At 42.8% G+C, this 21498-nt stretch carries 21 protein-coding genes; 18 read left to right on the top strand and 3 right to left on the bottom strand.

Going from position 1 to position 21498, the window contains the following annotated elements; translation table 11 throughout:
• Positions 1-183: 183 nt before the first annotated feature.
• From E2R51_RS08550 to E2R51_RS08520, 7 genes are all read left to right on the top strand, one after another.
• A complete protein-coding gene (locus E2R51_RS08550) occupies positions 184-1062 on the top strand; it encodes an AraC family transcriptional regulator (protein WP_133376636.1) in 879 nt (292 codons plus the stop codon).
• 632 nt (positions 1063-1694) lie between these two features.
• On the top strand, positions 1695-2981 hold the full coding sequence (locus tag E2R51_RS08545; RefSeq protein WP_133376635.1) for a M20 family metallo-hydrolase: 1287 nt from the start codon (positions 1695-1697) through the stop codon (positions 2979-2981).
• Positions 2974-3195: a DUF3311 domain-containing protein gene (locus E2R51_RS08540; RefSeq protein WP_133376634.1), complete on the top strand. Its 222-nt coding sequence runs from the start codon at positions 2974-2976 to the stop codon at positions 3193-3195. Before E2R51_RS08545 ends, E2R51_RS08540 begins: the two co-directional genes overlap by 8 nt.
• Positions 3195-4661 (top strand): sodium:solute symporter family protein, encoded by a 1467-nt coding sequence (locus E2R51_RS08535; protein ID WP_133376633.1) that lies wholly within the window; start codon positions 3195-3197, stop codon positions 4659-4661. The genes E2R51_RS08540 and E2R51_RS08535 overlap by 1 nt, the downstream gene beginning before the upstream one ends.
• A 38-nt stretch (positions 4662-4699) precedes the next feature.
• The gene (locus E2R51_RS08530) at positions 4700-6325 is read left to right on the top strand and encodes an amidohydrolase (protein WP_133376632.1); all 1626 of its coding nucleotides are present in this window, start codon (positions 4700-4702) and stop codon (positions 6323-6325) included.
• A gap of 180 nt (positions 6326-6505) precedes the next feature.
• A complete protein-coding gene (locus tag E2R51_RS08525) occupies positions 6506-6778 on the top strand; it encodes a hypothetical protein (RefSeq protein WP_133376631.1) in 273 nt (90 codons plus the stop codon).
• A 153-nt stretch (positions 6779-6931) separates the two neighbouring features.
• Positions 6932-7996, top strand: coding sequence for a hypothetical protein (locus E2R51_RS08520; protein WP_133376630.1), 1065 nt, complete (start codon positions 6932-6934; stop codon positions 7994-7996).
• A 64-nt stretch (positions 7997-8060) separates the two neighbouring features.
• On the opposite strand, the gene E2R51_RS08515 is transcribed toward E2R51_RS08520, so the two are convergent.
• Positions 8061-9692: a PucR family transcriptional regulator gene (locus E2R51_RS08515; RefSeq protein WP_133376629.1), complete on the bottom strand. Its 1632-nt coding sequence runs from the start codon at positions 9690-9692 to the stop codon at positions 8061-8063.
• A gap of 143 nt (positions 9693-9835) precedes the next feature.
• On the opposite strand from E2R51_RS08515, the gene E2R51_RS08510 reads away from it, so the two are divergent.
• From E2R51_RS08510 to E2R51_RS08495, 4 genes are all read left to right on the top strand, one after another.
• Positions 9836-11299, top strand: a complete 1464-nt coding sequence (locus E2R51_RS08510) for a CoA-acylating methylmalonate-semialdehyde dehydrogenase (RefSeq protein WP_133376628.1) — start codon at positions 9836-9838, stop codon at positions 11297-11299.
• A 65-nt stretch (positions 11300-11364) separates the two neighbouring features.
• Complete coding sequence (locus E2R51_RS08505) at positions 11365-12723, top strand: aspartate aminotransferase family protein (protein WP_133376627.1); 1359 nt, start codon at positions 11365-11367, stop codon at positions 12721-12723.
• A 204-nt stretch (positions 12724-12927) separates the two neighbouring features.
• The gene (locus tag E2R51_RS08500) at positions 12928-13464 is read left to right on the top strand and encodes an ATP-binding protein (RefSeq protein ID WP_133376626.1); all 537 of its coding nucleotides are present in this window, start codon (positions 12928-12930) and stop codon (positions 13462-13464) included.
• Between the two features lie 68 nt (positions 13465-13532).
• The gene (locus E2R51_RS08495) at positions 13533-14444 is read left to right on the top strand and encodes a M23 family metallopeptidase (protein ID WP_240733017.1); all 912 of its coding nucleotides are present in this window, start codon (positions 13533-13535) and stop codon (positions 14442-14444) included.
• Positions 14445-14508: 64 nt separating this feature from the next.
• On the opposite strand, the gene E2R51_RS08490 is transcribed toward E2R51_RS08495, so the two are convergent.
• Together E2R51_RS08490 and E2R51_RS08485 are read right to left on the bottom strand one after the other, a co-directional pair.
• On the bottom strand, positions 14509-14808 hold the full coding sequence (locus E2R51_RS08490) for a spore coat protein (RefSeq protein WP_133376625.1): 300 nt from the start codon (positions 14806-14808) through the stop codon (positions 14509-14511).
• A gap of 14 nt (positions 14809-14822) precedes the next feature.
• Positions 14823-15020 (bottom strand): hypothetical protein, encoded by a 198-nt coding sequence (locus E2R51_RS08485; RefSeq protein WP_133376624.1) that lies wholly within the window; start codon positions 15018-15020, stop codon positions 14823-14825.
• A 635-nt stretch (positions 15021-15655) separates the two neighbouring features.
• On the opposite strand from E2R51_RS08485, the gene E2R51_RS08480 reads away from it, so the two are divergent.
• The 7 genes from E2R51_RS08480 (at position 15656) to E2R51_RS08455 (ending at position 21452) form a co-directional block, all read left to right on the top strand.
• Positions 15656-15883, top strand: coding sequence for a hypothetical protein (locus E2R51_RS08480; RefSeq protein WP_133376623.1), 228 nt, complete (start codon positions 15656-15658; stop codon positions 15881-15883).
• Positions 15884-16001: 118 nt separating this feature from the next.
• A complete protein-coding gene (gene manA, locus E2R51_RS08475; RefSeq protein ID WP_133376622.1) occupies positions 16002-16955 on the top strand; it encodes a mannose-6-phosphate isomerase, class I in 954 nt (317 codons plus the stop codon).
• Between the two features lie 361 nt (positions 16956-17316).
• Positions 17317-17439, top strand: a complete 123-nt coding sequence (locus E2R51_RS20060; RefSeq protein ID WP_255509743.1) for a hypothetical protein — start codon at positions 17317-17319, stop codon at positions 17437-17439.
• 232 nt (positions 17440-17671) lie between these two features.
• Complete coding sequence (locus tag E2R51_RS08470) at positions 17672-18919, top strand: ABC transporter substrate-binding protein (protein ID WP_133376621.1); 1248 nt, start codon at positions 17672-17674, stop codon at positions 18917-18919.
• A gap of 102 nt (positions 18920-19021) precedes the next feature.
• Positions 19022-19903 carry a carbohydrate ABC transporter permease gene (locus E2R51_RS08465; RefSeq protein WP_133376620.1) on the top strand — a complete coding sequence of 294 codons (882 nt, stop codon included), beginning with the start codon at positions 19022-19024 and terminating at the stop codon, positions 19901-19903.
• Between the two features lie 58 nt (positions 19904-19961).
• Entirely contained in the window at positions 19962-20729 is a 768-nt protein-coding gene (locus E2R51_RS08460) for a carbohydrate ABC transporter permease (protein ID WP_133377065.1), read from the top strand.
• An 87-nt stretch (positions 20730-20816) separates the two neighbouring features.
• Positions 20817-21452, top strand: coding sequence for an SGNH/GDSL hydrolase family protein (locus E2R51_RS08455; protein WP_133376619.1), 636 nt, complete (start codon positions 20817-20819; stop codon positions 21450-21452).
• The last annotated feature ends 46 nt before the right edge of the window (positions 21453-21498 follow it).

Below are 21498 nucleotides of genomic sequence, written 5' to 3'. Positions count from 1 at the left end.
GAATAATCATTATTTATAAGATTATCCTCGTTAAAGTATCCTTTTAAATTAAAATATCATTTTAGATAATAAGTATATATTTATTTGCCTGCCAAGCAAAACCACACCTGCATAATTGTACAGGAAAAGTCGGGTATTGCCTTTCCTCAACTGATATTCTATTGATGAACAGGAGGTCGATCAATGGAGACACTTGGAAACATGAATGAAGCATTAAGTTATATAGAAGATAATCTGAAGGAAGAAATTGATATCAAAAAGGCTGCAAGGCTTGCTTATTGCTCAGAATATCATTTTAAAAGAATGTTTTCTTTTCTGGCCGGCGTTACGCTGACAGAGTATATTCGCCGCAGACGCCTGACGCTTGCTGCGATTGACTTAAACTCAGGCAATATGAGAGTGATCGATATCGCACTTAAATACGGATATAGTTCGCCCGATTCATTTACAAGAGCCTTTCAAATTCTGCATGGCGTGACTCCATCAGAAGCCAGGAAAAAAGGGCAATCGTTAAAAGCATATCCAAAAATGACTTTCCAGCTGACAATTAAAGGGGGAGAAGAAATGAATTACCGAATTGAAGAAAAAGAGGCGTTTCGAATAATAGGGTTGAAAAAAAGAGTTACGCTCATTTTTCACGGAGTAAATCACGAGATTGCTGCTATGTGGAATCGTTTGGATCATACAATGATTGAGGAGTTGAAGATGCTTTCTAATGTAGTCCCTGCCGGATTTATAAGTGCCTCAACGAATTTTTCCGAGGGAAGGATGGAGGGAAGAGGCGAGCTTGATCATTATATAGGTGTGGCCACGAATAAAGAGTGTCCGGCCCGCTACTCCTCCCTGGACGTTTCCGCGTGCACCTGGGCTGTATTTGAAGCGGTTGGGAAATTTCCGGGAGCCCTGCAGGATGTGTGGGGACGTATTTATTCTGAATGGTTCCCTTCCTCAGGCTTCGAACAGGTGGAGGGGCCGGAAATATTATGGAATGCAGACAAAGATACAACATCTGAGGCTTTTCGAAGTGAAATTTGGATACCTGTCAAAAAGAAAGTAAATTAAGCTATTCATTAAGAACAGAGGCTCAATTCACATAACTCCAAAAGTTATGTGAATTGAGCCTATTTTAATTGTAAAGATGAGGTGAACGGAGCGGAAGGTGGCGACTCCTGCAGGATCTGAGGAGGCTCAAGCGAAGTCCCTGCGGAAAGCGTCCACCTGAAGCGCAGTGAACCGGTTAGAAGAGTTGAGACACATTTGTCGCAATCTCTTTTTTTGTCGAAGATTCACGCCAATCAGCCAGTGTGCTACTATTACCTGAAGTAGATGAAAATATTTCCACTCAGTGAGGGAAGGAGGGTGAAATATAAATAGAAAAACAGATCGATAATTGAAACTATGAATCTTGCATTATTTTTACTCGGGAAAGAGCTGCTCTTCTATTGGACACAGTGTTAACCGTTAGCCCTAATTTTTATACAACCTGTTACTTATATTAAAATCAGAATATTTAGTATAATTTTTCTATTCATTGTTTTTGAAAGTCTGCTTTTTTTGAATCTATCAGCTTAAGTAAGAGAGTACTAGTGAATGGATTATCTGGCTCATATCGACGAAAGGGGGGCAGAGATTCAGGCTATAAAAGCGTATTGGACCTCGTTAAATAAGTTTATTTTAAGGGAGGCAACAAGAAGATGCTGAAAATAAATGCAGAACGTTTAAATGGCAGAATCAGTGAATTAGCCAAGATTGGAAAAATAGGTGAGACCGGTGTTTCACGGCTGGCTCATTCAAAAGAAGATAAGGAAGCGGTTTTGAAGGTAAAAGGATGGATGGAAGAAATAGGATTAACTGCGAGAATAGATGATTTTGGAAATTTGATTGGCAGATGGGATGCAGCGGAAACAGCTGACCAGAAAATTCTCATGGTGGGCTCCCATATCGACTCTCAGCCTTACGGTGGAAGATTTGACGGGGCGATTGGCGTGCTCGGGGGTTTGGAGGCGCTTCAGACCATGAAAGAAAACAACCTGACACCGTCGCTTGCCATCGAGCTTGCAGCCTTCGCGGACGAGGAGGGCAGCAGATTTAATAAGGGGCTGTTTGGCGTAAGAGGAATACTTGGCAGGCTTGAGGACGGGGAGCTCGAGCGCAAGGATAAAAATGGTGTAAGCAGAAAAGAGGCTTTACTGGAATTTGGCTGCAATCCTGATAAGTTCAAGGAATCCGAATATGACACGTCACGTATTTCATCTTTTTTGGAGCTTCATATTGAACAGGGACCGGTTCTCGAGGATAAAGGTGAAGCCGTTGGGATTGTGACAGGCATCTCAGGACCGTTATGGCTGACAGTTGAATTAACGGGTCTTGCCGGTCATGCAGGGTCTGTGCCAATGCCCATGCGCCAGGATGCCCTTGTTGGTGCAGCCAAAGTAATTATCAAGCTGAACGAACTGGTTAAGGAAATCCCCGGGGCTCCAACAGTTGGAACAGTCGGAAACCTGGAAGTTTTTCCGGATTCCAGAAATATTATACCGGAAAAAGTAACATTTACTGTTGATTTGAGAGACATAGATGAAAAACGCAGGGACGAAATTGAAAATGCCTTACATAGAGAGCTTGACGAAGTTTCAAATGAAAATGGCTTAACGTATAACATAAGGGAAGATACCAGAAATGAGCCGCGGTTCTGCAGTGAAAAAATCATGGATATCATGCGTGCAGAAAGCAAAGAAATGAATCTGCAGCCCCCTGAATTAATGAGCGGACCGTTCCATGACTCTCTGGCCATGTCGTATGTCTGTGATTATGGAATGATTTTTGTCCGTTCGAAGGCCGGGATCAGCCATAATCCAAAAGAATATTCCTCCCCTGAAGATATCGCGTTGGGAACGGATCTTCTGTATAGAACCATCGTTAAAATGGCTGCTGAAAGTACGAATGAAAACAGCCGGGCAGATGGACGTGTGTCCCATGAGTAAACGGAAATTTACGGCCATCTATTGTATTACAGTAACAATTCCTTTTCTTATGCTGATCTTTCCGTTATCAGAAATTGGGAACCGGGCTACACCTCTCGTATTTGGTTTGCCTTTTTCATTTTTTTGGGCGATTCTTTGGATTTTAATCACGTTTACAGCGCTGTTATTTATTTACCAGATAGACCCGGCTAACAGAGAGGAAGGTGATCAGTAATGCCCCATTGGCAAATCGCATTAGTTATTATGATCGGTTATTTGGTTATTGCTCTTCTTATTGGTGTTTTAGCAGGAAGAGGAAAAGATTCAAGCTCATTGGATGAATTTGCAGTAGCAGGAGGAAAGCTGGGGCTTGTGGTCATGTGGTTCTTAATGGGCGGCGCAGTATTCAGTGCGTTTTCCTTTTTGGGAGCCCCAGGCTGGGCGTATGAAAAGGGTGCCCCGGCATTCTATATCATCATTTATACTGCTTTTGCCATTCTTCCGTGGTATATTATCGGTCCGAAAATCGGGAAAATCGGTCAAAAGCATAAGTTATATACCGTATCAGCTTTTTTGAAGCAGCGTTATCAGAGTAAAGTGCTCGCTATGATTGTCGGACTCATTGCACTGCTTGCTTCCATCCAGTATTTGGCGACTCAATTAACCGGAATGGCCCATATTTTTAATATCATGACAGAGGGCAGAATTCCTTTTTGGCTGGGCGGGTTATTAGCTTATGGCATCGTCGTAATTTATGTAGCCACTGGCGGCTTGAGAGCAGCTGCCTGGTCGGATGTATTTCAGGGGCTGCTGATGATTGTAATCTCATGGGTAGTCGGCCTGGCCATTGTAAACCAACTGCATGACTCAGTGGGAGGTATGTTTACCAATATTGTTACGGAAACACCAGAATTTCTGCAGGTTGGCGCTGAAGGATCGAATATGGGGAAGGTTTCATTTACCACCACGATCCTGGTTTCTGTCATCGGATTTCTCATGTGGCCGCATCTGTTTTCCAAGTCCTATGCGTCAGATGCGAAAACGATTAAGAAAACGGTTCTGGTTTATCCGGTATTTGCACTTTTCCTGATTCCTCTGCTTCTTGTTGGTTTTGCCGCAAAAGGAGTAGTCGATCCAGGGATGCTGGACAGCCCTGATACCGTATTGCCTTTTCTGATCACCACGGTCATGAATTTGCCTGGGTGGGTCTACGGGCTTGTTGGAGCGGGGGCTTTGGCAGCTGCCATGTCATCAGCCGATGCCATCACCCATAGTGCATCTTTAGAGACAACAGACGGCATTGTGCGGAATATATGGGGTGATTTATCGGATAAAACAGTACTTCTTATTATGCGTGTTGGCGTATTTATTATAGGGGGACTAGCTTATTTTATCACGATTTTTGGCGGCCAGGGATTGGTTGCGCTGCTGCTTGGCGCTTATGGAGCCATCGTGCAGTTTGCTCCCGGTGTGTACAGCGCCCTCTTCTGGAGAAGAGCGACAGCTACGGGTGTTGTCGCAGGGCTTGTTGTTGGAACCGCGCTTAATTTCTATTTTCAGCTTGTGGTGGTTACGACTCCGTTTGAAATTCATGCGGGAATTCTGGGCCTGGCTGCAAACATTGTCATCACCATTGTTGTCAGCCTGCTCACTAAAAAACAGGTAAACGCTGAAGTGGAAGATTATATCCGTGCTTCTTAAGGCAAGCACTCAAGCAGCAAATTGGAAGGAGTGATTCCATGAAAGCAGACATTATTCTGCGAAATGGCGAAGTGATCACGGTCGATCCTGCTAATCAAATCCATGAGGCAGTGGCAGTAAAAGACAATAAAATACTGGCAACAGGTACAAACGGGGAAATTGATGATTTGTCTGATGATAAAACCCAGGTTATTGATTTGAAGGGGAGATCATGTCTGCCGGGCTTTGTTGATGCTCATCTGCATCTTACCATCTATGGCACAAACCTGTTGGGCGTCAGCTGTATTGCACCGCATATCCATTCACTCCAGGATATTTTTGCGGATTTAAAAGAGAAGGCCGCTGCAACCAAAAAGGGAGAATGGGTGCGGGCATGGGGGTTCAATGAGCATGAAATCGAAGAAGATCGTTTTCCTACAAGAGAAGAACTTGATTTAGTCTCAACCGATCATCCGATCGTCATTATAAGAGGGTGCAATCATACTTCTATCGCCAACAGTAAAGCACTTGAGCTTGCAGGCATTCACAATCAATCAGATGATCCCCCTGGCGGTCTAATCGAAAAAGATGGTTTCGGCCGTTTAACAGGAAAATTGATAGAAACTGCACATATGAACCTGTTTAAAGTAGCTGCTTTTAATAAAACGGAGCTTAAAGAGGCGATGAAACTTGCATCTGATGAATTTGTCAAAGCTGGAATTACAAGCATACACGATGCTGGAGGCTATGGATCGGGTCCGGAAATTTTATCGGTAATGGAAGAGGGAATAAACGCTGGGGAGATAAAGGTCCGCGTGTATGCCATGATCGGATCCTTGACCGATTCAACATCCTTTATCCGAACAATGGTCGATGCAGGAATTGTGACAGGAACAGGTGATGAACGCTTTAAAATTGGTCCGGCCAAGCTGTTTACAGATGGAAGCAGCACTGGACCGACAATCGCGACGAGAGAGCCGTATACAAGTGATCCCGAAGATTATGGCATCCAATATTTCAGCCAGCCCGAACTGAATACCATCCTGGGTGAAGCCCATGACAAAGGATACCAGTTAACCGCCCATGCTCAGGGGGACCGTGCAATTGAAATGGTGCTCGATTGCATTGAACATGCTTTAGCCAAAAACCCCCGGGCTAATCATCGTCACCGCATTGAACATGCGGGGATCGCTTCACGTGATCTGCAAAAACGCATGAATGAGCTGGACGTGGTCATTGTACCAAATCCCGCTTTCATGTATGTGAATGGCGATGCTTATCTTAAGCATTACGGGAAAAGAGTGGAAGTGATGTATCCTGCCCGGGATTACATTGATGCTGGTATTCCATCTGCCTTTGCTTCAGATTCACCCGTAGTCTCATGTGATCCGCTGCTGGGCATCCATGCTGCAGTCAACCGAAAAAGCAGAAGTGGACAGGCAGTCGGCACAGCTCAGCAGGTGGAAATCTTAGAAGCTATCAGGGCCTATACATATTATGGTGCCTATGCCAGCTTCGATGAAAAGGTAAAAGGGAGTCTGGAAGCTGGAAAATTTGCGGATCTGGTTGTGTTAAATGAAAGCATCCTGTCTGCTGATAAAGAAAAAATAAAGGATATTCAGGTTGATATGACAATGATTAATGGAGAAGTTCTGTACGAAAATCTTTTTGCTCATTCATTGTAAATGATGCAAGAAAACCCCTTCTGCCCGTCAGGAGGGGTTTTTGTATAGAGATGCAGCGCAGAAACAGAAGGTTATGAATCTATCTAAAAAATCGTTTGTTATATGTTAATATAAGATATATTTGTATTTATAAGGAAATTTGTTCGTTTGGAAAAAGGTAGTAGGAAAAGGGGCAGGATGATGTCAAAAGAACGGTTGCTTGGTATTTTAATAATGGTATTAACGCTTCTTACAGGAATTCTCACCTATCATATTGCGCTTTTAGGAGGGTATAGTATTCAAAAAGGCTCAATTCTTCTATTGGTGGTAATTTTTTGTGCAGGTCTCTTGCTGGTTGTGTGGGAAAAAATAACAGCCAATAGTAAAGATGTAAAGACGTTCATTTTTCCCTTTATGCTTATTATTACTGCATTTTATACATCTTTGTCATCATCCTTTATTAGGATGGATTAGAGTTTTTTCATTCAGACAGCCGTTATTTGGCTGTCTTTTTTATGTTTTTTACCAATAATAATTAAATGTTTTATCTTAGAAAAAATATAAATATTCAAAAATAAATGTTAAAAAATTACTTAGAGGGTATAGCCTGACTAAGGAGGCGATAAAATGGAAAAAAAGACTAAAATTGCGGGACTGATTACGGTTGCTTTTTTGATTACGGGATGCCAGGACTCAGAGAGTGAGGGTAATTCAAAGTCTTCAGAGTCTAGTGAAAATGGGAGTGTGGAAGTTGTAGAAACTGACGATCATACAGAAGCTGATAATGAAAGCGGGAACAACTCGGACACTGAAGATGGAACATCTGATGGTGATGGTATGGATACTTCAGATGAAGTTTCTAATGATGAGGAGAGCGACACAGACGTTTATGGTGGATCTCAGAAAACTCCTGATTATTTTATTGATACTCACGTATTTAATCATGAAAGCGGGTTATATACCGCATATGCTATACACCGCGATGAGAATGAAGAGCAAGCACTTTCACCTGAAGAACGCCTAGAAACATCACTTTTAAATAATGATCCGTCTGAGCAGGATATTCTAAGTTCATATGCTGAACTATCATCTGAATGGCCTAACCTATCCATCCATTTTAATGAAGAAGGAAATGAATTAGCTGCAACTACTGCACAAAGCAGTCTATTCTTTGATGCTTTATTTGGGATCAGTGATCTCTATGGAATTGAAGAAATTACATTCTTAAATCCTGAAGGTGAAAAGGATATGACAGTAGCTGAAAGAACAGTCTACGAATCTATCACAGTTAAAGATGAAAGAGGTTTAACGCGTGGCTACTATACGATTTATGACGAAGGATTAGAAGAAACGCTATTTTTGCCCGGTGGTGAGTTAGAGGAGCATGTAGTAAACGGAAACGATGAACCGCTCTCTTTCCCGGAGACAATTGAAGCGATGAGCTCAGTAGATCGTCCTGATGCGTTCTACTCGTCAGCAATTGTTGAAGGGATACAAATTGTCGACTCATCCATTACAAATGGTGTTGCTACGGTACAATACACAATGGACGAAGAGATAGTAACTGATGCGGATCGGACTGTATTTGAAAATGCCATCCAATTGACGGCACTCGACTTTCATGCGTGGGAAGTTGAAATAATGAATGATACATTGAAAGAGAGCAATACGTATCCGTTGATAGGTCAGTAAATTTGAAGCATGGAAACCAGATTCAAATTAGATCAAAAAAGAGCACCAATTGGCGCTCCAGCCGTTATTCGGCTGTCTTTTCCCGGGTACCGGTCCACTGATCGAGTTTATATGCCTTAATGGCAACTTCCAGCGCCAGCCTGTTTTGCGGCTCCATAAAATCTTCTCCAAGAATGGTTTTTAATAGTTCCAGCCGGTTGTATAATGTCTGACGGACGATAAATAGCCGATCAGCTGAATTTTTAACTACGCCGCCGCACTCCAGAAAGACCGTCAGTGTTTCAAAAAGCTTATTTTCCATTTGCTTGTCGTAATCCATTATTGGCGTTAAATAATCCTGAATATAGCGTTCCAGCTGCCCGCTTTTTTTCAGCTGGATAAGGAGCCTGTAAATGCCCAAATCATCATAAAAACAAGCATCTGTTACAGAGGCACTCTGGAGCTCAAATGTTTCCTGTGCTTCCTCATACGCCCGGCTGGCATACTTTATATCGTGGTAACTCATGCTTATTCCGCAGGTGCGTTGAGAAAAAGCTGGAAAATGAACTTCTTTCATATCAATAAGAGTATGTATGATCTTTTTAAATAAATCTTTTTCCCGCATCACTTCGGAAGGGAATGCTGCAATGACTGCGATCTCACTTTCTGTTATGGAAACGGCGGGAAACAGTCCGTGGTTTTTAAAGAGCAGCCTGATCATCATGGATCTTCTTAATCTGGTTTCTTCCCAATCTGTGCCCGTATTTTCCATATCGTCTGTTTTAATAATGACAACTCGATAGGCTAATTTGTGACGATGCACAGGTATATATAATTGGAGATTCTCAGAATTATAGGAGCGTCCATTCAACACTTTTTGGACAAACTGGTCCTCCAGATTTTGTTTCCGTTCTTCGATTGTCCGGTTCCTCAATAATATCTGTGTGATGGCAAGAGCTGCACGGTCCAATATCAGGAATAAGAATTCATCCGCCATTTCACCCTTAGTCTGCAGGCATAAGTGCCCCCACACCTGTCCAAGTCCCCTTACAGGCATCATGGCGAAGGAATGCTGATCAACTGTAAACATTTGCTGTGCTGACAGATTGGAGTTGGTATTTTGCAAATATAAACGGATGAGACTGTCCTTCTCTTTGGCGCTGACAGGGTAATAGAATGGCTTTGATTCATTAGTGATGAACAGAGCGCTTTCTTTAAAATGCTGATGAAGCTCCTGCAGGATTTTTAAAATGCCATTTGGAGCCATGGACAGCTCGATAAACTTATTGGACAGCTTGTCCAGCTGAGACAGAATTTCATAGTGTTTATTCGTAATCAGCGCATGAAGATCCTGTGTAATATCAACAAATTTGACAATCTCGTCAAAAACAACAATAGGAAAGTCTTTTTTGTTTGCCAGCTCAATGATTTCTTCCGGTACTTGTTGAATATAGGCCCCCAGTTCAAAGCATATGCAGGCCGTATTTTTTTCAATCAGCCTCTTAACGTAAGCAAGCTGTGTATCAAGATCCAGTCGAAGCCCCACACCTGTGGACAAAATGAGTTCACCGCCATTTATTAGCGATTCTACCTCGTCTACCTCCAATATATGCGACCATTTGACCTGTTTATGGAGTCCGCCGGCCCCGGCAACTACTCTGGCAGAATTGAATGTATCTCGAAGCAGTACGTCCCTTACGGTAAGATAACTGGTCATTCAATTATTCTCCTTTTCGTTATGTAAAAAGTTTAACGTAAATAATTGACAATATGTTAAGTGAAAATAGTCAAAATAGTTAGTAAAATAAGTATGAAGTGTTAAAAGAATCGAGTCAACTATTTAATTAGAGGGGGATCTTTATGGATACAGTCCAAACGAAAAAGAGAACGCTTTCAAATTTTATTAATGGACAATGGGTAAAATCAAATACGGAAAAATACGAAGTGGTGCCAAATCCTGCAACAGGAGAGAAGCTTGCAGAGGTGCCTTTTTCCACAGCGGAGGATCTGGAGAAAGCGGTGGAAGCTGCGAAGAAAGCATTCCTTTCATGGAAGAAGACCCCGGTTCCCCAGCGGTCAAGAATCCTGTTTAAGTACCATCAGCTGCTGACTGAAAACTGGGAGGAGCTTGCGAAGCTCATCACAGCAGAAAATGGTAAAAACTACAATGAAGCCTATGGAGAAGTCCTGCGCGGAATTGAATGTGTTGAGTTTGCTGCGGGGACGCCAAGCTTAATGATGGGACATCAGCTGCCTGATATCGCAACGAATATTGAATCGGGCATGTATCGCTATCCGGTGGGAGTAGTCGGAGGAATTACGCCATTTAACTTTCCAATGATGGTGCCCTGCTGGATGTTCCCTCTTGCGATTGCAAGCGGAAATACTTTCATTTTAAAGCCTTCTGAAAGAACGCCACTGCTGGCAAACCGTCTTGGCGAACTTCTGCAGGAGGCAGGTCTGCCGGATGGTGTCTTTAATATTGTGCATGGGGCTCATGACATCGTAAATGGCATTTTAAATCACCCGGATATTCCTGCGGTTTCTTTTGTAGGCTCACAGCCGGTAGCAGAATACGTTTATAAGACGGGCACATCTAATGGCAAAAGAGTGCAGGCGCTGGCAGGTGCTAAAAATCATACGATTGTGATGCCTGATGCCGATATGGATGCGACTGTAACAAACGTCTTTAATGCGGCCTTTGGTTCGGCAGGAGAAAGATGTATGGCCTGTTCGGTGGTTGTGGCAGTTGGAGACATTGCAGACGAACTTTTGACCCGCCTGAAAAAAGAAGCAGATAGCATTACGATTGGTGATGGATCGAAAGAAGGGGTTTTTCTTGGACCTGTGATCAGAGGAACCCATAAAGATAAGACTCTCGGATATATCGAATCAGGTGTTGAAGACGGAGCAACCCTTGTCCGCGATGGCCGGAGTGATGATGTCTCATCTGAAAACGGCTATTTCGTCGGCCCGACGATTTTCGATAACGTAACGCAGGAAATGAAGATCTGGAAAGAAGAAATCTTTGCCCCTGTACTCTCCGTAGTAAGGGTGAATAGCCTGGAAGAAGCGATTGCCTTTGCCAATAAATCGGAGTTTGCCAACGGTGCATGTCTTTTCACAGACAGTGCCAAAGCAATCCGCCAGTTCAGAGAAGAGATCGATGCGGGAATGCTGGGCGTTAACCTTGGAGTGCCAGCCCCAATGGCGTTCTTCCCATTCTCAGGATACAAAAAATCCTTTTATGGGGATCTTCATGCTAACGGCCGTGACGGAATTGAATTCTACACACGTAAAAAAATGTTAACACAAAGACATTAAATTTCAGCAGGCAAACAGCGGGACAGCGTGAGGAATCCGATAATAAAAAGCAGAGGTGAAGCGTTATGACGAGCCTGAAAGAAGAATCATTGTCATTAATTGAGAAGGATAAAAAAAATGTATGGCACCATATTTCTGCATATAGAGATAATAATCTGCCGATGGTGATTGAAAATGCCAAAGGCGCCTGGATCACGGACCATTTGGGAAATAAGTTTCTTGACGCCATGTCAGGCCTTTGGTGCGTGAACGTCGGTTACGGCCGGGAGGAACTTGCAAAAGCAGCTTATGATCAGATGCTTAAGCTTGCGTACACGCCGATGACGCAAAGCCACCGTCCTGCTATTGAGCTGGCGGAGAAATTAAATGAAATGCTTGGCGGCGAGTATCAGATTTTTTATTCCAACAGCGGATCGGATGCCAATGAAGCTGCTTTTAAGATGGCCAGACAGTATCATCAGCAAAATGGAGAGCCTTCACGGTATAAATTTATTTCCCGTTATCGGGCCTATCACGGAAGCTCCATGGGTGCGCTGGCAGCAACAGGCCAGGCATTGCGCAAATATAAATATGAGCCCCTGGCTCCAGGCTTTTTACACGTAGCTCCGCCGGATACGTACCGCAGACCATCTGGGCAGTCAATTGAAGAATACAACGAACAGCGCGCAAAAGAATTTGAAGAAAAAATTATCTGGGAGCAAAAAGAAACCATCGCAGGAATTATTATGGAACCGCTTATTACAGGCGGCGGCATTCTGATCCCGCATCCTCTTTATATGGAGAAAGTCCAGGAGATCTGCACGCGCCATGGCGTCCTGCTGATTGTGGATGAGGTCATCTGTGGTTTTGGACGGACAGGAAAAGCATTTGGCCACCAGCATTTTGGGGTTAAGCCTGACATTATCACAATGGCCAAAGGATTAACGAGCGCCTACCTTCCGTTATCTGTGACCGCCGTCCGCAAAGACATTTATGAAAAATTTAACACGGGGGAAGAAAACAGTCATTTCCGCCACATCAACACCTTTGGAGGAAATCCGGCTGCCTGTGCAGTGGCGTTGAAGAACATCGAGATCATGGAAAATGAAAACCTCTTTGACCGTTCAGCAGAGCTGGGGAACAGGCTCCAGGGTGAACTGGCAGAATTAAAGGAACATCCATTTGTCGGGGACATCCGCGGACTCGGTTTCTTAATGGGGATTGAGATGGTGGAAAATAAACAAACCAAAGAACCGGCAACACCGGAGCGGGTAGGGAAAATCATCGGCGACTGCAAAAAAAATGGCCTGATTATAGGGAAAAATGGAGATACGGTTGCAGGGTTTAACAATATCATCACACTCAGCCCGCCTCTTTCCTGCACGGATGAGGATGTTGACTTCATTATTTCCGTATTAAAAAAAGTATTCAGCGAAAATAAATAATTTTTTATGAAGAGGTTAATCACTTCAATTTCGATAACCCCCTCACCAATAAAGGTGACGGGGGTTTTTTATGGTAATCAGAGCGGTTCACGAAAGGGCAGTGACAGATATTTAGGTGTTTAAAATTGGAATTAGAGTTGCATAATGGTTAAATTGCTGAAATAATCTTCAGTAAAAAGACGGTAATCCAGGAGCGTATAGAAGATGATTATTATGATTAACGGAGCATTTGGCGTGGGGAAAACGACAGTTTCAAATATGCTTGCAAATGAAATCAAAGACAGTATGATTTTTGATCCCGAAATCATTGGCCAGGCGCTTCGGCATATGCTGCCTGAGAAAATAAAACAGCAGGAGGCAGCGACTGGAGATTTTCAGGATTTCAAGCTATGGAAAGAACTCACAGTCAAGTCAGCGAAATCGATCATTGATACCTATCAAATCAACCTGATCGTGCCGATGATGTTGCGAAAGCAGGAATACTATACTTATTTATTTAATGGTTTTAAGGAGATTGATGATCAGACATTCCACTTTTGTTTAACTGCCAAACAGGAAACGATTTTTCAACGGCTGCAAAAGCGCGGTGAGGAAGAAGGCGACTGGTGTTTTCAGCAGACAGCAAAATGTCTGCAGGCCTATGATGAGTTTGATTTTAGTGAATACATTGACACCGATGATAGGAGTATCGATTTTATCGTCGATACGATCATGGGTAGGATACAGCGTTTAGTGAGCTAATGCAGGCAATGGAGATGTTTCCTAATTTCTGAAAAGAGTAAAAAACCTCACAAAAGGGGGAGTATCAAATGAACTTCATGATTTGGTTTCAGGCGATTGTTAATATTGGGCTGCCGATTTTTTTCTTATGGAGACTGTATAAAGCTGATTATGTGAGCAAACGTCTCTGGATTGTTGAATGGGTATCAATTGCGATGTTTATTGGATACATATTTGTGCTGAGTCCATGGCATATGTTTATCTATTATTTCCGCTACCTTTGGCTGCTGCTCTTTGTCATTGTCTCAATCATTTCTTACAAGCGCATCAGGGACATACCAAAGAAAGGTCCGGAGAAGGATGGAAGCTACAAATTCTCAATCGGACTGAGTGCAGTTTTAGCTCTGTATTTCGGCTTGCTAATGTCTTTTGGGTTATCGGGGTATATAAATAAAGATCATGCTGAGGCAATCGAGCTTGATTTTCCTTTGAAAAATGGCGTTTATTCTGTCGGACATGGTGGAGCTCATACTTCGATCAACTATCACCATTCACACGAAAGCCAAAAATATGCAAATGATATTCTTCAGATTAATTGGCTGGGACTGCGGGCAAACGGTCTGACCCCGTCCGAGCTTGGACAGTATACAATCTATGAGTCGCCCCTCTACAGTCCATGTACAGGAAAAGTCACAGCGGCGGTTGATCAATATGAAGACATACCGCCTATCAAAACAGAATCTGAAGTAGAGGAACCTGCTGGTAATCATGTGATAATCAGCTGCAAAAATGCCGAGGTGCTGATCGCTCATATAAAACCAAACACAGTTGCAGTTGCAGAAGGTGATGAGGTAGTAAGCGGCGACCTCATTGGAGAAGTAGGAAATACCGGCAATACGACAGAGCCGCATCTCCATATTCATGCGGAAAGAGATGGAGAGGGGATACCAATCACTTTTGATGGACGGTTTTTAAAACGAAACAGCCTGGTTTTTAACTAATTGGATTATACGCAAAAAAAGAGACGCATCGATTGGCGTCTCTTTTTCTATTGCTTCGCTATCCCTAGTTTTTCGGCATTTTTTCGGTAAGCTCCGCTTTCTTTAAATCATTCATAAGCTGCTCTTTTACATCATACGCATGGTACATTTCATTTTCGATCATGTATGTAGCAACTTTATGATGAAGAGCAATGGCTTCATCCAATTGTTTTTTCAAGACTTCATGAATTTCGGGCGTTGCTGTCTCGGTTATGGCAACTGCATAGCTTCTTACTGCCGCCTTAGTAGAAACTAATAAATCTGCAGCGATCACCTCGTCATTAATTAAGTCTCTATTGCTGATTTTGTCTAATAATCCAGCCATCGGTTATCCCTCCTTTATGTTGCGGTTCCTTTTTCAATAATCTCACTTAATTCCTTTACTGCTTGTTGAGATGACGCAGCATCTTCCTGCAGTAAATCTTTAAGTCCTTTATCGGAAGCAAGCCCGCGCATAAGAGTTGACTTGGCCGTGCTGGCTGATCGGATCGTTAACATCTCATGTACTTCAAGAATTTCATGTACAGCATATCCCACTGTCTCCACCTCCAAATAGATGTAGTATTAATACATGTATTTCCTCAAACCATTTAACTGAAACTTTTTGTATAGAAATTAGGTTTTTATGCCTATGAACCAGTGTTTAAATGGAATTTGTGCTAATTTTCATTGTGTTGTGCGGGTGTGGTTGTGCCGGTGGACATGCCCGTGCTTGTGGCCCCCTGACCGATATAATGCAAAAAGTGATCGATAAAGTGAAACAGATGATCGATAAACGCGGCCTGACCGCCGTTTCCGTGCTTTCCTTACCACAAGTGTGTGGACGTGCCCCCTTGACCGATATGATGCAAAAAGTGATCGATATCTGGTGAAAAGTGATCGATAAAACGATGAAAATATTAGATAAAAGAGGATGCAGAGGGCATGTGACCGATAAAAGTCTGAAGTTGATTGATATCTCGCAAAAGGTGGTAGATAAAAGTCTGGAAGTGATCGATAAAGTGGTAAAGATGATCGATAAACGTGGCCGTTCCACCGTTTCCTCGCTCCCATCATCCCAAGTGTGTCGACGTGCCCCCTTGACCGATATCATGCAAAAAGTGATCGATATCTGTTGAAAAGTGATCGATAAAACGATGAAAATGTTAGATAAAAGAGGATGCAAAGGCCATGTGACCGATAAAAGTCTGAAGGTGATTGATATCTCTCTGAAGTTGATCGATAAAAGTCCAATAGTGATCGATAAAATGAAAAAGATGATTGATAAACGCGGCCCGTCCCCTCGTTTCCCCGCTCCATCCATCCCAATTCTGCGCCCGTCCGCTCATTTCCACCCGATTGCCTACCCATCCAAAGGTACTAAATGCCGTTTCCATTCCATGTTGTACATGATAGAGTGATTCGACGGGGCTTCATAAGATTTCACAATGCTGAATGAAGTGATAAACTAAACCTATACTATAAATACATAAACGAGAGGCTATGCGATTGCTTCTTATGAGAAAGGTGCACAAGAAAATGAGTTTATACAAATTAACACCGCTTTTTCAACAGCGAATTTGGGGAGGGAGGAAGCTTGAGTCAGAATTTGGGTATGACATTCCTGAGGGCCCGATTGGGGAATGCTGGGGAATTTCAGCTCACGCTAATGGCGAAAGCTTAATTGAGACCGGTCCTTATAAAGGGAGAAAAATTTCTGAACTGTGGTCAGAGCACCGTGAAGAAGTATTTGGACATTATGAATTAGATGCTTTTCCGCTGCTCATTAAAATTCTTGATGCAGCGGCTGATTTGTCAGTACAGGTTCATCCAAATGATGAGCAGGCAATGAAACTTGAGGGTGAGCCTTATGGCAAGACAGAGTGCTGGTATGTGCTTGATGCGGAGCCTGGCGCTGAGTTGATCATCGGCCATACTGCTTTAACAAAAGAGGACTTTATACAAAAGATTGAAGATGGGAATTGGGATTCGCTGCTTCAGAAAAAACCAGTCCAAAAAGGGGATTTTGTTTTTGTGGAGAGCGGTACGATTCATGCGATCGGGGCAGGAATTATGATTCTGGAAATTCAACAGTCGAGCGACACGACATACAGAGTATATGATTTTGACCGTACAGACGCAGAAGGAAATAAGCGCGAGCTTCATATTGATAAAGCTATTGAAGTGTCGAAGATTCCACATGAGGAGCCTTTTATTGAAATTGTTGAAGAGGAGGTTCCTTCCGGCATTAATAAGCGGCTTATTGATACGGCTGAATTTAAAGTCTGGCATCATAAAGTGGCATCAGGCTTTGAAGTAGCGGATGCGGATCATTTTCGTCTGCTGAGTGTGATCGAAGGAAGCGGCAGCATTTTATCTGGTGAATCAGGAGAAAGAGTTCCGCTTTCAAAAGGAGATCATTTTCTTATTCCGAGAAAGAGCGGCAAGCTGTTTGTTGATGGTGATATGGAATGGATTACAAGTAAAGCATAATGGGTTATAAAGAGCGGGACGTGTCTTGTGCAAACAGGAGTGCGTCCTGCTCTTTTTGGTTCTACCTGTCACTGCCTGTTTGTAAAATGTCAGTAGCCGTAAATGCAAAGGAGAATGCCGGATGCTTCTTTTCCTATCCAAATCATGCACGCTGTGCCGCCGAAAAATTAAGCCATTAACTTTGTATAAAAACGAAGCAGGCAAGTCTGTTAAGGTTTGTGATCTATGCAAGCCCTATGCAGAGAGAAGAGCTTATCGAAAAGTAATATGATTTAATTTTGAAGGAAGGGGGTGGAACAAAACAGCAAAAAGTATATAAGAGACTATTTTCTATAAGAAAATGAGGTGAGCGGAGCGGAAGGTGGCGACTCCTGCAGGACATGACGGCAAGCTGAGACTCCGCATGGCGAAGCCTGGGGAGGCTCAGCGCCGTCCCTGCGGAAAGCGCCGCCTGAAGCGCAGTGAACCGGTTAAAAGAGGTTGAGACACTTTTTTGTCCCAGCCTCTTTTTTTAAGTTTAAGGCCTTTAGTACTGATTTGTCAGTATTTATCATAAATTAGGCTGAAAATTGCTAGGTAAATTCACTTATTTTTACTTTTTTTATAAAATATATGTAGAAATATGTTTAAATTAAAAGAATAGTGAAAATATATACTAGGCGTTTTCTATACATATAGAGGAACCAGTTTCATATTTTTGGAGGGGGACATGGACATTGATCAGAAAATTGGCATGCGTTAGTACATTTGCTCTAGGTGCGTTGTTAGCCGGCTGCGTAGGCGGCACAGGAGGAAATTCCTCTTCAGAAAACGGAGAAGAAGGAACGATCAGCTTTATTCACTGGCGCGGGGAGGATAAGGCGGTTTTTGATGAATTAATCAGCAAATTTGAAGAAGAAAATCCTTCAATTAATGTAGATATGACAATATATCCTTCTGAACAATATCAATCTACTGCTCAAACTACACTGCGAGATGGGTCGACTGGAGATGTTTTTACTAGTTTCCCTGGTTCACAGCTGGAAATTATTAATAAAGCGGGATTGTTTGAAGATCTGAGTGATGAGGCCTTCATCGACCAATATGAGCCGCAGCTGATTGAATCCGGCCAGGCAGATGGCAAACAATTGGCAGTTCCGCTTCAGCTGGTGTTTAACCAGCCGGTTTACAATAAAGGAATTTTTGAAGAACTTGGACTTGAGCCGGCCACAAATTGGGAGGATTTCCTTGCTTTATGTGAAACGCTAAAGGAAGCGGGCTATACACCGATTGCATTTCCAGGCTCTGATATTGGTCCGGGTCAGTTTATGAATCCGATGATGATGAATAATGCCCCAAATGAAGATGTTTTTGATCAGCTAATGGCGGGCGAAGCTTCTTTAACGGATGATTGGTGGGTAGAAACACTTGCTCAATTTAAAGAGCTGAATGATAAAGGGTACCTCAACAAGGATGCTCTCGGTACGAACCATTCTGCTGCTATTTCACAAGTAGCAAGTGAGGAAGCGGCTATGCTTGCAACTGGTTCTCATGCAATGGCAAGCATTAAAGAAATGAATCCTGAAATTGAATTAGGATTGCTTGCTCCAATTACGACCACGGAGGAAGAAGCGAAGTGGGAAGGAATTCATACTACGACCTTTATGCTTGCAGTAAATGCTAATTCAGAGAAGAAGGAAGCTGCTAAAAAGTTCGTTGCTTTCTTATCGGAAACAGAGAATGCAGAGCAATACGCAAATGAAACAAGCCAGCATGTAACGGTCAAAGATGTTGAGTATGACTCAGAAGAGCTTACATCGACCTCTGAATGGATTGACCGCAATACAAGGTTTCAGCCGCGTTTCTTAATTCCTAATGCAGACGTGGAAAAAGCAGTGATCTCTTCCATTCAATCGGTACTAGGAGGAAAGAGTCCTGAAGAAGCTGCCAAAGAAGCGCAGCAAATTGTAGAACAAAACCTATAAGCTTTCTGATGGACCGCAATCAGGGAATAGAGCCTTTTTCAGGCATATTCCCTTTTTACGCCTTTAAAGGCTTGCAGGATTGATTTCGTTAGGGGGACCTCCATGAATTTTCGTAAAAACAAATCACTTTTTCTATTCCTTTTACCGGGCCTGATTTTATATACGATCTTTTTTATCGTGCCGACAGTCAATGCCCTCATTTATTCTTTTACTGATTGGGATGGCATTTCCCCTGAATTTAATGTTGTGGGAATCGAAAACTATGTGCAGCTGGTAACCAATGATTCTATTTTCCTGAAAGCATTTGTGAATAATATTAAATTCATGTTGTTTGTGCTCATCTTTCAGACATTATTTTCACTGATCTTTGCCATGTTTTTAATAAAAAACACCAAAACGAATATATTTTTGCGGGCTCTCTACTTTTTCCCGACAATCCTGAGCTCAGTGTCGGTGGCCTTTATCTGGACTTTTATTTACGACCCGAATATGGGAATGTTAAATAGCGTACTGTCAACGCTGAATCTGGATTTTTTACAGCAAAACTGGCTTGGTAATGAAAATATAGCTATCTACTCCATTGCGGTTACACAGGTGTGGTTCCATACGGGTCAGATGCTGATTATCTTTGTTGCCGGTTTGCAGGCAATTCCAAAGGATTTGTATGAGGTGGCGGACATGGAAGGAGCAGGCAGGTGGAGTCGGTTCCGCTTTGTTACATGGCCAATGATTGCTCCTTCGGCAACGATTGTTATGGCTTATACCACGATTCAGTCCTTTAAAGCATTTGACTTAATTTTTGCGATGACACGCGGAGGTCCAAATTATTCCACTGAAATTTTGGCCACGCTCATTTACTCGACTGCTTTTAGAAGCTTTGAATTCGGTTATGCGTCAGCGCAATCCGTCTTATTTATGATCGTCATTGCCGTTATTACGGTCATTCAATTCAGGCTGCTTCGCGCAAGCAGGGTGCAAGAGTGAAGGGAGGGGTACAGGTTTGAAGACGATAAAATACATATTGGTTATAGCTTTTGCCTTAATGGTCATCATTCCATTGATTGCTGTTATATTTACAACGTTTAAGTCAACTGCTGAAGTATTTTCAAGTATCCTAGGATTGCCGGAATCGTTCAGGGTAGATAATTATATCTCGATCTTTGTCGATCAGCCTATGGCCCGATACTTTATGAACAGCGTAATTGTGACGCTGTTTTCAGTGGTCTTTACACTGCTGTTTGCCAGCTTGATTGCCTATGCGGTTACACGTATGTTTGGCTGGATTGGCGTTGTGTTCTTTTCATTATTTACATTTGGTATGATGGTGCCTGCTCAGGTAAACATGATTCCTCTTTATCAATTGGTATTTGATTTAGGTCTGACGAATAGTTTACTTGGGTTAATTCTCGTAAATATTTCGGTTACGATGCCGGTTGCGATTTTTATTTTAAGCGGTTTTATGAAATCCATTCCAAAATCTCTGTTTGAAGCAGCAAGAATTGATGGCGGCTCCGAATGGCAGATGTATAGAAAAATAGCGATCCCATTATCGATGCCGTCCCTGGCGGCTACTGCTATCTTCCTGTTTGTTATGCATTGGAACGATTTGCTTTATCCGTTGTTATTTATCACAAAGAATGAATACAAAACGTTGCCGCTCGCACTGCTGGAGTTTCAGGGAGAGTTTGCAACAAATTATCCGATGCTGTTTACAGGCGTCATCATCGCTTCGGCACCAATGGTCATTGCTTACTTGTTCCTGCAGCGCTATTTTGTGGCAGGTATTACCGCGGGCTCTGTGAAGGGATAAACGAATTAAGCCCTGCTCTTTTTTAGAGCGGGGTTTTGTCATTTTGTATGATAGGATGAATAGAATTCAAGATTAGGAGGAAAAAGTATGCCAAAGACACTTTTATTTGTCGGGGACAGCATTACCGAATGGGGGCGGCACGAAGATGCCAGAGGGATTGGATCAGGCTATGTCAATGAGATTTATAAGGACCTCTTTTCTCGTTATCCGGACTGGACCGTTTTAAATCGCGGGGTGTGGGACGACCGGATTGATCATCTTGAAAAAAGATGGGAAAAGGATGTTTTGGCAATTGATCCTGATGTGCTGTCCATTTCGATTGGTGTTAACGAAGCCTGGCATCACTTTGACAAACCTGAGCTGACACAGGTGGAGCCTGATCAATTTGAGGAAATCTATCACAGGATCCTGCAGCAGCTCCATCCTAAAACTGCGCTGATTCTAATGGAGCCTACCATCATTGAAGAAAACCCGAGATCCAGAGGAAATCAGCTGCTCATGGAATATGTTGAAATTGTACGCAGGCTTGCCGCGCAGTATGGTGCAATTCTAGTGCCGGCTCATGCTGTGTTTATCCGTACACTGCAAAAAGGCAATCACGCTGCTTTGACGACTGACGGGGTCCATCTGACAGATGAAGGAAAGAAACTGCTTGCAGATGCATGGAAGAAGGCAGCCGGTGAAATTGTTTACTCAAATGAATTGCCTGCGGGAAGAAAGTAAAGAATAAACGCAAAAATCAGACCATGTACTTGAAGAATATGCTACG

Origin of the sequence: Jeotgalibacillus sp. S-D1, assembly GCF_004358665.1 — a bacterium.
Taxonomy (GTDB): Bacteria; Bacillota; Bacilli; order Bacillales; family Jeotgalibacillaceae; genus Jeotgalibacillus.
Note: the sequence above shows the minus strand (reverse complement) of the source record. Positions and strands in the feature narration are given on the sequence as shown.